Here is an 11,444-nt window from a genome sequence, read left to right as displayed (position 1 = left end):
CCAGTCACAGGAACTTCATGATCCAACGCATTGATCCCGGCCCGCGCATGTCCGAGGCCAGCATCCACAATGGTGTCGTCTATCTGGCCGGGCAGGTGCCGGAGGACGCGAGTCTCGACATCGAAGGTCAGACGCGCGAGGTGCTGGCCGCGATCGATGCCTTGCTCGCGCAGGCGGGCAGTGACAAGACGCGCATCCTGCGCGCGCAGATTTTTCTCGCCGACATCGCCGATTTCGCCGGCATGAATCGCGCCTGGGATGCGTGGGTCGTGCCCGACAACGCGCCCGCGCGCGCGACGGTCGAGGCGAAGCTCGCGAAGCCGCAATGGAAGGTCGAGATCGTTGTTACCGCAGCTGTGTGAGCATGTCGCCGCAAGCTGTCTTCCATCGCAAAAAGGGCTACTCTGCCCCCAGTTTTGCTGAGTCCAGTTTCGAAACATGTGATCCATGGCGCGCCTGGTTGATCAAATCAAGGAAGCTTTGGCCGCATTCAAGTGCCTGAAGACGCCTCCGGCATTGATCGGCGGCTTGGCGCTGGCTGCGCACAATGTCGTCCGCGCTACGCAAGATGTCGATTTTCTCGCCGACGCTGCCGATGCCGACGCACTGGACGCGATCCTGCTCGACCTCGGTTATCGCTGTCTGCATCGGAGCGAGGATGCAGCCAACTACCTGCGCGGGGACGACGGAATGGACTTCCTCTTTGCGCATCGACCCAGCACATGAACCTGCTGCACAGTGCCGAAGAAAGAGAAACCGAGCTCGGTCGTTTGCGCGTCGTATCTGCCGAAGGCCTGATCGGATTCAAGCTGCAGGCTTATGTCAACAACCCGAAACGCGCCCAGGACATCGAAGACATCCGTTCCTTGTTGCGCGCCAACTACAACACACTCAATATGGGCGAAGTGCGGCGGTATTTCCGCCTGTTCGAGCGCGAGGCGCTGCTTGATGAAATCATCATCGACATTGACGGCTGATTCCACGCGGGACGCGTTGCTTGTACGCGAAGCGGGCCTTCCTTACCAGCCGGTGACCGCGCGCGATCCGTTCGAGGCATGGATTGCGCTGATGGAGGCAGTCGAAGCGCTGTGTCCGCGTTGGCCTGCGCGCGAACATCGGATGGTGGGGAGATTCGAGTTGTGAGTAGGTCGAAATGGTGGCGCGTACTCCGCTCAATTGTTCCCTGAAACAGGCAAAACCGGGATCAGATCCATTTGCACAGCCCTTAAACGAGTCTGATCACCTTTTTGGACGGTTCAGATCGAAAGTTTCGGATCGCCTTCGATGATGTGTTGTTCCAGTTGCGGCGCTTCGCCTTTTTTCCACAGCGGGGCGCGGTGCTTGACGCGATAAACGAGCGCGCCGCCGTCCGCCGCCGTGTTGCTTTCGACGGGCCGCTGGATGCAGACGAATTCGGTTTCGAACGCGTCCGCGCTCGCGCGCACGACCGTGTAGCCGTGCCCGCCCATGTCGATGAAGCGCAGATGCGGGGCATTGTCCGGGTTCGAAAGCGCGCGTGCTTTGTCGATGTCGCCGCTCTTCGAATATTCGAGGCAGCTGCGCACGCCGTGCCGCAGCAGCAGGTTGACCGCCGGCTCCGGCTTGGGGCCGCCGCGATCGGCGACGAACAGCGGGCGCAGCGGGTGGTCTTTGGGAAACTTGTGCTCCAGCGATTCGACGAGCCCGGGTGCCGAGATCGATCCGGTGACGAACGCGATGCCCACCGGCTCGAATTTCTGCGGCGGCAATGCCTTGGCGGCGAGCCCGGCCCAGAAACTGTGGCGATCGCCTGCGACCGTGGCGAATCCGGTGATGCCTTCGCTGGCGACGAAGTCGTAGATCTGTGCGCGTTCGACGTAGGCGCTGCCGTGATCGCCGCCGCCGAAACCGGCGTAGCCGGCGCCGGGCCAGGGCTTGGTGAGGCCGGCCGGGAGATTCTGTGGATCGGCGCGCCAATCGAGCGTGCCCGTCGTGTTGCCCCAGATTTTCCACGTCGCGTTCGATGCCTTGAGCTTGTCGAGGAACCACTTTTTCTGCGTGGCGCCGAGTATCGTCTGCGCGGGCTGGTCCTTGCGATAGTTCGCGATGTCCTTGTCGCCGTAGCGGATCGTCGCCGGCGGCCTGCCGTGATTCGCCGTGCGGCCGGCATCGAGAATTTCCTGTGCCTCCTGCGGGAACAGGTTCGGGAAATCCTTGCTCGTGAACGCGTCCGCACGATTGTCGCCGGTCGGATCTTGCGAGCGGTAGCTGCGCTGGTCGGTGATGATGAGATCGACATGACGGCCCCAGCGCAGTGCGCGATAGCCGGTGAGACTCGCGAGCGCGGCGAGGTTGTTCGGCTCCTGGCCCATGCCGTTATCGTCGAAGCGGGTGATCGACGCATCGACGACGTGCGGCGCGCCGAAACGTGCCAGCGACGGGTTCGGCTTCGTCACGCGCGCGGGCTGGTATTCGAACCACGCCTGCATCGCGGCGACCTTGCGCGTTTGCCGCGGCAGCGTCTTGCCGTCGAATGTTTGCAGGCTCTGCCAGCCGAGCCAGCTGAACTCGTGGTTGTCCCAAATCGACACGAACGGAAAGGTCGCGCGCGCATCCTGCAGATCGGGATCGGCCAGATACGCGCGATAGACGGCGCGGTAGTCGTCGACCGTCGTCGGAATATGGAAGTCGCCGTGTTTCTCGCCGTGCGCGTAGCGCACGAGATCGCGGATGCGGCGGTCGTAGTAACCCTGCGGCCGGTCTTCCGGATACCAGACGAGTTCATAGATGAAGTCGCCGAGATGCAGGACGAAACCGAGGCGCTCGTCGCGCGCCGCCTGATTGTCGTCATGGATCATGCGCCGGTACGCCGTCTGCGCGCCGAGATTCGCGTTCTGGCACGACACGAACGCGAAGCGCACCGGACGCGCGTCGTCGAGCGCCGGCGCGGTCAGCGTGCGGCCGATGCGGCTGCCGTTGCCGTGGGCGTCGGTGAAGCGGTACCAGTACTCGCGCGCGGGCTGGAGGCCGCCGACGAGCACGCGGCAGGTCCAGTCTGCGTCGGCGGCGACAGTGGTTTTCTTGACTGCGACGACATGGTTGAAATCGGCGTCCTCGGCCACTTCGAGATCGAGCGAAACGGGCTGCGCGGCGTTCGTCGTATAGCGCGTCCACAGAATCACGCTGTCGCAGGTCGGATCGCCCGAGGCGACCCCTTCGCGAAACGATCCGCGATGCTCGCGCCATTGCGTGCGCGAAGGCGCGGCGATCGTGCGGCTCCAGACGGCGACCGCGCCGAGCGCCGCGGCGCTGGCGAGAAAGCGGCGGCGAGAGAGTGGGGTCATGCTGGCGCTCCGGCGTGAACGAGGAGAAGGCGATACAAAACCGTCAACGGCATTTCCCGGGCAAAAGGTGGATTCGTGCGCCCGCAGAAAGCCCCGAGCCGTCAGCGTGGCGAAAATTTCGTCGAGTTGCCCGTGGCAAGAGTCATGGATGGGGGGCAGCGACGGCCACCAGCGCGGTCGTTTGTCGGCAATGACAGCGGAGCAAATATCGGGGGACACGGACCGGGCCGATCGGCGGAGCGCATGGATCACCTGCACGAGCATGAGCCGACGGCGTGGGCGAACGTCATTGGATGGCGCGAGGTTCGCCCGGCGTGCCTTTTGTCGCAGGAAGGAATCTGGCGGCTGCGCAAGTTTCTCCGCCCCGCGGATCATGCGCGCCGACGGTGCGGTGTCGATGGATCGATCATGCACGGTCGCGCAGGTCGGCCCGTTCGCGGGGCGCGGCGGACGGAGTTCGATGCAGTTGCGGCCCGCGTATCTGCGGACCGTTTTGCTAAGCTGCGACCTCGGGTCGAATCGGGGTAGTTGCTGATGTCTTTTCTTTCGTGGCTGCGGGCTTCCGCGATTTTTCCGTTGATCGTGGTCAACACGCTGTTGCATGCGACACCGTTGCTGGCGGTGGCGTTGCTCAAGGCGCTGCTGCCGTTCGAGTCGGTGCGCCTGGCCTTCAACCCGCTGTTGACTGGCCTCGCGCAGAGCTGGATCGCGGTGAACACGGCGATGATCGATCATCTCACCGGCACGTGTTTCCGCATCGACGAACAAGCCGGGATGAAGATCGACGGGCACTACCTGGTGCTCGCCAACCACCAGAGCTGGGTGGACATTCTGGTATTGCAGAAGGTGTTCAACCGCCGCATTCCGCTGCTGCGGTTTTTCCTCAAGCGCCAACTGTTCTGGGTGCCGGTGATGGGGTTGGCATGGTGGGCGCTTGATTTCCCGTTCATGGGCCGCTACACGCGCGAGCAGATCGAGCGCAATCCGCAACTCGGCGAGCGTGACCGCGAAGCCACACGCCGCGCCTGCGAAAAATTCCGTGCGATTCCGGTGTCGGTGATGAATTTCGTCGAGGGTACGCGCTTCACTGCCAGCCGTCATGCGCGGCAGCAGTCGCCGTACCGGCATCTGCTCACACCCAGGTCGGGTGGCGTGGCATTCGTGCTCGATGCGATGGGGCAGGGCCTCAATGCGATCCTCGATGTCACCATCGTCTATCCCGCCGGCATTCCGACGATGATCGACCTGATGGCGAACCGCCTTTCCGAGGTGCGCGTGCGGGTGCGCCAGCGTCCCATTCCGCAGGAGCTGGCCGCGGGCGACTATCGGGGAGATCCGGCGTTCCGCGCCGCGTTCCAGCAATGGATGAACGACCTGTGGCGCGAGAAGGACGAGGACATCGAGCGCATGCTCGGCGCGGAGCCGGCGGCGCCGTCGAGATGATCCGGAAGATTCCGCGATCGCAGGGTGCGGCCCTTCGCGCACGACGATCTCGTCGAGGTCGCGCTGGTCGCGGCGGTAGTCGACGGCGCTGACGAAGCCGGATTGACGGGTGTCTGCGCCTCACGCGCGGCGGGCAGATCGCGTTCGGAGCTTGCTGCCTGGTATTTGGCACGGCGCATTTCGTCTACCTGAACCTGACCGCGCCACTGGTGCCGACATGGCCGTCGCGTTCGCAGGAGTTCGGGGGCCATGTGACCGGGTTGCGCCACATCACGGCCGGCATCGCGATTTTCGCAGCGTGCAGGCGCGTCTGGCCGCGATCCTTCTCACCGCGATGTTCGTCTCGTTCATGCCGCTGGTGCACCCGCCGATGCTGTTCGCCAATCCACCCAGGCATTGGATCTGGAGCGAGCATGCGATAAACGCCGCCCTGATCGGCCCTGCGTGGGTTGTTGCGGACTCGCTTGGAAAAAAAAGCGGGCCTCGATTGACGCAAGGCCCGCAACGGCTGGAGAACGCCTTGAAAGGGTGAGACCGGACTCGCCGATGCCTGTTCCCGAAGCCGGGAGCAGGCACCGTTGCCGCAAGATCAGAACTTGAGGCGCAGCGTGGCGTAGTACTGGCGGCCGTTCACATAGAACGCATACGGTTGATTGCCGTAAGCCGCGCTCTGCGTGTAGTACTTTAGCTTTGGATCGTTGAGGTTCATCGCGTCGAGCGTGACCGTCGCCCACGGTGTGATTGCATAACCGAACGACGCGTTCAGAGTACCGGAGCCTTGCTGGTAGAACGTGTCGGTACGGCTCACGCCGGCATAGAACGTCGAACGGTACGTGTACGACAGACGCGCATTGAACTGTGCGTTCTCGAAATAGCCGGAGACGTTGAACGTGTTGCGCGAGTTGCCCTGCAGCGGGCCGCCGTTGTCGGTGCTGCCGTCTGCGTAGGTGTAGTTCGCGGCAACGCCGAAGTTCTCGCCGATCGGCTGGATGTAGTTGAATTCGACGCCCTTGACGTGGCCGTCGACGTTGTGCGGCACGCTGACGAGGTAGCTGTTGAACACGTCGTGGCCCGAGGTTTCGCTGGCCTGCATGTCCTTGTAGGTGCGCGTCTCGTTGCCGAAATTGATGTAGTTCGACAGGTTCATGTTGTAGGCGCCGACCGACAACAGGCCGCGCGGCGCGAAGTACCATTCCCAGGCCACGTCGACGTTGGTCGACACGATCGGCTTGAGTTGCGGATTGCCGCCGCTGCCGGTATGGGTGAGGTCGTCGAGCGAGACGAAGCCGGCGAGGGCGGAATAGTCCGGACGTGTCAGCGTCTGCGAAGCGGCAACGCGCAGCACCATGTCGTCGCGCATGTCGAACTTGATGTTGGCGCTGGGCAGGAAGTTGTCCTTGCTGTTCTTCGCCGTGTTCCAGTAGTAGTTGCCGAATGCCGAGCCGGTGATCGGACCGGTGACGATCTTCTCCTGCGGGCTGGTCGAGCTGTAGCTGATGTCGGAATCGGTGCCGACGTAGCGCACGCCGAGGTTGCCGCTCCAGCCATTGCCGACGAAGTTGAACTGGACATAGGCGGCCGAATCCTTCTCCTTCACCGAATAGATGTCGTTGAAGTAGAAGCGCGCGACCGGGTCGCGGTTGGCGAACTTCGCGTCGATCGCCGCGAGCTGTGCCGGCGTCCAATACCAGATGTTGCCGGGGAAGTTGCCGCCGACGTTGCTGGAGAAATCGCCCGGATAGTTGGCGTAGGACGAGGTCGGATAGCCCGCGGCGTCGGTCCAGTTGGTGGCCCAGTTCGGGCCCTGCGCCACGTCGAACAGGTTCTCACGCGTGTGCTTGGCGTAGCGCACGCCGAAATCGATCGTCGAGAGTGCGCCGCTGTCGACCGCGAACTCGCCGTCGGCCTGTGCCCAGTTCTCCTTGTCCTTAACATCGATGCCCTGCTCGCCGAAGATCCAGCCGGCGGCCGGCATGATGCCCGACGGCGAGGAGTTGTCGCCGCCCATCGTCCAGTCGATCGGCGAGCTCGTGCCGTGCATGTTCCAGCTCGCGCCGGCGCCGGCCTGCGCACCAAGTTCCATCACGTCCTGATGCGGGCTCTTGCCGCTGCCGTTGGTGATGCCGGCCTGAGCCTTGAACGTCAGCTTGTCGCTGGCGCGCCAGTCGGCGTCGAACGTGACGTAGTCCGACTTCGAGGCCGCGCCGGGGCGCGAGATCTGGTCGTAGACGACATAGGGCGCGGTGCTTCCGGCGACCGGCGCGAACGAAGCCGAAGTCAGCACGTTGTTCTTGACCGTGTAACTGGAACCGAAGCCCGCGCCGCTGTTGACGAACTGGCTGCCCCACATCATGTAGTTGCGGTTGTAGTTGTCGGCCTTGAGCTTGGAATAGAAAGCATTGAGGTCGAGCGTGAGGTTGTCGGTGGGCTTGAACTCGAGATCGATCGTTCCGCCTTCGCGCTTGCGCTTCTGCGTGAACAGCACGGCGCCGATTTCGTTCGGGTAGTACACGCCGGCGAGATCGGGATGGGCGAGGGCGATCGGATCGGTCGCGGCAATCCGGTTGTAGCCGCCGACCACCTCCTGGCCCTGACGTTCGAGCGAGCGTTCCTCGTAGAACAACTGGGCGAGTACGCCGAAGTTGTCGTTCACCTTCCAGTTGACGAGGCCGTTGAACTGAGGCTTGGTGTCGCTGGGCAGGTCGGAATAGACGCCGCCGATCGAGGCCGAAGCGGTGAGGTCCTTGCCGTATTGCAGCGGCTTGCGCGTGATGATGTCGACCGAGCCAGCCGCGCCGCCTTCGACGATCTTCGCCTCGGAGGTCTTGTGCACGATCACCTCGCTGACGATTTCCGACGGCAACAGGCTGTAGCTGACGCTGCGGCCGACTGTCTGCACCTGGCTCAGCACGAACCAGTCGCCGGTGCCGACGGCGTGGCCGTTGATCAACGTCTGGGTGAGACTCGGATTGGTGCCGCGCAGGCTGACGCGGTCGTTCTCGTCGAAGCCGCCTTCACTCGCGCTGGACGAGGAGATGTTGACGCCGGGCAGGCGCTCGAGCGTGTCGGCGACGTTCTTCGCCGGCAGCTTGCCCACGTCCTCGGCGGTGACTACCTCGACGTGCGAATCGTAGGCCTGCTTCAGCTGCAGCGATCGCGCTTCGGTGTCGCGGATGCCGGTGACGACGACAGTGCCGAGTTCCTCGGTGTTGGCATTCTTCTTCGTGTTCGCGTCTTCCTGCGCTGACGGCGTCTGCTGCGGATCGGCCGGGGCAGGCTCGGCGGCGTAGGCGAGCGCGCTGGCGTACAGACTGGCGGCGATGCTCGCCGCGAGCATGGTCTTGGAGTATTTCATCGGTGGCCCTCTCAATATGTGTTTTGGTCAGGAAGAATCGGCGTTTGCCGTGTCTCCAGTGTTTTACACTTATATACTTTTATAGTTATGCAAGCGTGCGTCCCGCACCGACTGCTGCTCCCGTGTTACGAGTTCTCCGTGAACTTTTCTCAGCTTCTTTTTCCTCCGTATTCGTGATCGAGAAACCAGTGCGCCGCGCCGGTCACGCCGAGTTGGCCGTGGTCGATCAGGTGTACCGGCACGCGCGCCAGCACCTCGTGCAGCGCGCCCTTGTCGCTGAGGCGCCGGGCGAAGCCGCTGGCGCGCAGCAGCGGTGCGATTCGCGGCAGCACGCCGCCCGCCAGATACACTCCGCCATAGGCGCCGAGCAACATGACCAGATCGCCGATCAGGCTGCCGAACCAGGCGCAGAAGAGTTCGACTGTTTCGATCGCGAGCGCGTCGCTGCGCGCAAGCGCCGCCGCGGTGACCTGCGCAGGCGATTCGAATTGCGCATGCATGGCGCGCAATTCGCCCAACGTGCGATAGAGCGCGAACAGGCCGGGGCCGGAAAAGACCTGCTCGTTCGGAACGTGGATGGAGCCGTGGCCGAGCCGGCGCACGATTTCGAACTCGAGATCCGTACGTGCCGCGAGTGCCGCGTGGCCTCCTTCGGTGGCGAGAATGCCGGGGCGCGCGCCGCCGGGGATCAACGCCGCGGCGCCGAGGCCGGTGCCCGGACCGACTACGAGCCGCGGCAGGGCGGGATTGATCGCGCCGCGCCCGGCGATCAGGGTCGAGTTGGTCACGCACTGGAAATGCGCGGCGTAGGCAACCGCGGTGAAATCGTTGACGAGGACGACGCGATCCAGGCCGAGTTCCTCGCGCAGGCGCGAAATCGAAACGCGCCAGGGCAGATTGGCGTTGATCAGGTCGTCGCCGCTGACCAGCCCGGCACAGGCGATGCAGGCGTGCGTGGCGATGCGGCCACCGACGCCATCGGCGAATTCGCGCAGGATGTCGTGCAGGTCCGTGTAGTCGGCGCAGTTGAACTTGCGATATTGCAGGATGTCGAGGTTCGCGCCGCTGGCGGAGTCCGCCGTCGGCTGGATCAGGCCGACGCGTGCGTGCGTTCCGCCCACGTCCGCGGCGATGAACGGCCCCGGCGCGGCAGGCGCCGCGGCTGTCTGCCGCGGCGACGGGTCGACGAATTGGGGACTCGCGCTTCGCATCGTGTGCAGCTTCCCCGCTTCTGGATCGAAACGTTCCGGATTGCACTTCCGGAATCCCTATGCCGGCGACACTCGCGGTCGCTCGGTCGTGGCGTAGTGTCCGGCATCATGACAACGTTGTCAACAATTCGTGGCAGAATTCCTCCCGCGGGTCGAAAGACGCAGATTCCGGCCAATTCATGCCGACGCGGGATAGGGGTGGTCGATGACAACGTTGATTGTGGGTGCGCCTTTTTCGATCCGGACCGCACTGTCGCCGCGGCGGACGCGCAGGCCGCAAGGGCGTGCCGCGCCGCCGCCGTCGTCGTGGCCCGGGCGAGGGCGCGGTGTCGCGGCCGGTGGGCGCGAAGTTCGACTGGCCGCACACTCGCTTTCGGGTGACAATAGCTGCGAGCTGCAACGCAGATGAGAGAGATGAAACCGGACACGACGACGCGCAGGCGCAGCGCCACGATCAAGGACGTCGCCAAGCGCGCGAAGGTGTCGCTGAAAACCGTGTCCCGCGTCGTCAACAGCGAACCCTCGGTGCTCGAGGCGACACGCAAGCGTGTCGAGCGCGCGATCGCCGAGCTCAACTACCAGCCCGACCTGTCCGCGCGCAGCCTGCGCAGCGCGAAGTCGTACACGATCGGCATGGTCTACGACAACCCGAACGCGTACTACGTGATCGCCATGCAGAACGGCGTGCTTTCGGTGTGTCGCGCGACCGGTTTCGATCTCAACATCCATCCCTGTGATTCGAATTCGCCGGGCCTGGCCGAGGAACTGTGCGAGCTCGTGCAGCGTTCGCGCCTGGCCGGCCTCGTGCTCGCGCCGCCGATGTCCGAGCGCATGGAGTTGATCGAGTTCCTCGCGGCGAACAAGATCAAGTTCGTGCGCATCATTTCCGCCGCGGCAGATCCGCGCGACGGTTTTCCCTGCGTCTTCGTCGACGATCGCGATGCGGCGTACGCGGTCACCGAGCATCTGATCCAGCTCGGCCACCAGCGCGTCGGTTTTCTCTGGGGCGGCAAGGCGCATCGTTCGAGTCCGGAACGCTATCAGGGTTACGAGGATGCGCTCAGGCACTACGGCATCACGCTCGACAAGGCGCTGATCGTCGAGGGCGACTACTCGTTCGACGACGGCTTCCGCGGCGCGCGCAAGCTGCTCGCGCTGAGGAATCCGCCGACTGCGATCTTCGGTTCCAACGACGAGATTGCCGCCGGCGTGCTCGCCGCGGCGAAGGCGGCGAACTTGAACGTGCCCTACGACCTGTCGATCGCCGGCTTCGAGGACAGTCCGTTCTCGCGCCAGTGCTGGCCGGCGCTGACCACGGCGGCGCAGGCCACCGGCGACATCGCGCGCCGTGCGACGGAACGGCTTATCGCCGAACTCAGGCACCACGGCCGCCATGCCGAGGACAGCGCCGAGAACGTCGGCTTCAGCCCGACGCTCGTGATCCGGGGATCGACCGGGCCGGTGAAACCGGGCGCCGCGCAGGGCAAGTAGTCGTCATCCACCTCGTTGCCGCGAACTCGCCGCAACCAGTATTGCCGCGGGGTTCGGCAAACGGGGTAGGCATCATGGGGCGAACGGCGGTTGTCGTTCTGGCGGGCGTTGCATCGGGATTGCGCGCGCTTGCTCGAAGTCGAACCTGGCCTACGAGGCGCAGGTGGTCACGTTCAATCAGCATCCTGCCGGCGGAGCGCTGAACTATTGCCGTTGCCGCCTTCGCGCGTGCTCGCATCGAACCTCGTCTCGATGAACGTCACGCCACGCGGATCCAATTTCAGTGGAAGCGTCGAAACCGAACATGGGTGGGCGCGGCTCGCGTTGGCAACCGGACAGCGCCTCACGCCATCGACCAACGGCAGGACACTGCTCGGCCAGCCGGTCACCGGATTCTGGGTCAATCAGCTCGTCAACGGCAACATGGGTGGTGCGCTCGCGAACTACACGGCGGCATATCGCCACAAATTGCACTTCCGTTGCGAAACCACGCCCAGCACGCCGTGCTCGTGACGACCCGGCCATGCCTCGTGCGGGGAGTCGTCGATCCCAATCCGCCCTTGGCGACTCGTCGATCCCGAGAGGCGAGGCTGTGCCGGGAGTGGTGCGAACACGCGATCA

General features: G+C 64.2%; 10 protein-coding genes. 7 read left to right on the top strand and 3 right to left on the bottom strand.

The genetic code is table 11. The features are described 5' to 3' along the window. Positions 1 to 17: 17 nt before the first annotated feature. The 3 genes from AC16HO_RS09755 (at position 18) to AC16HO_RS09745 (ending at position 977) form a co-directional block, all read left to right on the top strand. Complete coding sequence (locus AC16HO_RS09755) at positions 18 to 362, top strand: RidA family protein (protein WP_395642348.1); 345 nt, start codon at positions 18 to 20, stop codon at positions 360 to 362. An 85-nt stretch (positions 363 to 447) separates the two neighbouring features. Then, on the top strand, positions 448 to 726 hold the full coding sequence (locus tag AC16HO_RS09750; RefSeq protein ID WP_395642347.1) for a hypothetical protein: 279 nt from the start codon (positions 448 to 450) through the stop codon (positions 724 to 726). Next, positions 723 to 977 carry a hypothetical protein gene (locus AC16HO_RS09745; protein ID WP_395642346.1) on the top strand — a complete coding sequence of 85 codons (255 nt, stop codon included), beginning with the start codon at positions 723 to 725 and terminating at the stop codon, positions 975 to 977. The genes AC16HO_RS09750 and AC16HO_RS09745 overlap by 4 nt, the downstream gene beginning before the upstream one ends. Positions 978 to 1,256: 279 nt before the next feature. Here AC16HO_RS09745 and AC16HO_RS09740 read toward each other — a convergent pair whose 3' ends face one another. Beyond that, a complete protein-coding gene (locus tag AC16HO_RS09740) occupies positions 1,257 to 3,323 on the bottom strand; it encodes an alkaline phosphatase D family protein (RefSeq protein WP_395642345.1) in 2,067 nt (688 codons plus the stop codon). Positions 3,324 to 3,857: 534 nt separating this feature from the next. Between AC16HO_RS09740 and AC16HO_RS09735 the strand changes: the two genes are divergently transcribed. Further along, on the top strand, positions 3,858 to 4,766 hold the full coding sequence (locus AC16HO_RS09735; RefSeq protein ID WP_395642344.1) for an acyltransferase: 909 nt from the start codon (positions 3,858 to 3,860) through the stop codon (positions 4,764 to 4,766). Between the two features lie 217 nt (positions 4,767 to 4,983). Next, positions 4,984 to 5,298 (top strand): hypothetical protein, encoded by a 315-nt coding sequence (locus AC16HO_RS09730; RefSeq protein ID WP_395642343.1) that lies wholly within the window; start codon positions 4,984 to 4,986, stop codon positions 5,296 to 5,298. A 57-nt stretch (positions 5,299 to 5,355) separates the two neighbouring features. Here the strand turns inward: AC16HO_RS09730 and AC16HO_RS09725 are convergent, their stop codons facing one another. Both AC16HO_RS09725 and AC16HO_RS09720 read right to left on the bottom strand, forming a co-directional pair. Further along, a complete protein-coding gene (locus AC16HO_RS09725) occupies positions 5,356 to 8,121 on the bottom strand; it encodes a TonB-dependent receptor (protein ID WP_395642342.1) in 2,766 nt (921 codons plus the stop codon). Positions 8,122 to 8,270: 149 nt separating this feature from the next. Further along, on the bottom strand, positions 8,271 to 9,332 hold the full coding sequence (locus AC16HO_RS09720; protein ID WP_395642341.1) for a glucokinase: 1,062 nt from the start codon (positions 9,330 to 9,332) through the stop codon (positions 8,271 to 8,273). Positions 9,333 to 9,746: 414 nt separating this feature from the next. Here AC16HO_RS09720 and AC16HO_RS09715 point away from each other — a divergent pair, with 414 nt between their 5' ends. Both AC16HO_RS09715 and AC16HO_RS09710 read left to right on the top strand, forming a co-directional pair. Continuing rightward, a complete protein-coding gene (locus tag AC16HO_RS09715; RefSeq protein ID WP_395642635.1) occupies positions 9,747 to 10,823 on the top strand; it encodes a LacI family DNA-binding transcriptional regulator in 1,077 nt (358 codons plus the stop codon). Between the two features lie 228 nt (positions 10,824 to 11,051). After that, a complete protein-coding gene (locus tag AC16HO_RS09710) occupies positions 11,052 to 11,336 on the top strand; it encodes a hypothetical protein (RefSeq protein WP_395642340.1) in 285 nt (94 codons plus the stop codon). Positions 11,337 to 11,444: the final 108 nt, after the last annotated feature.

The organism is Rudaea sp. (assembly GCF_057139185.1).
Note: the sequence above shows the minus strand (reverse complement) of the source record. Positions and strands in the feature narration are given on the sequence as shown.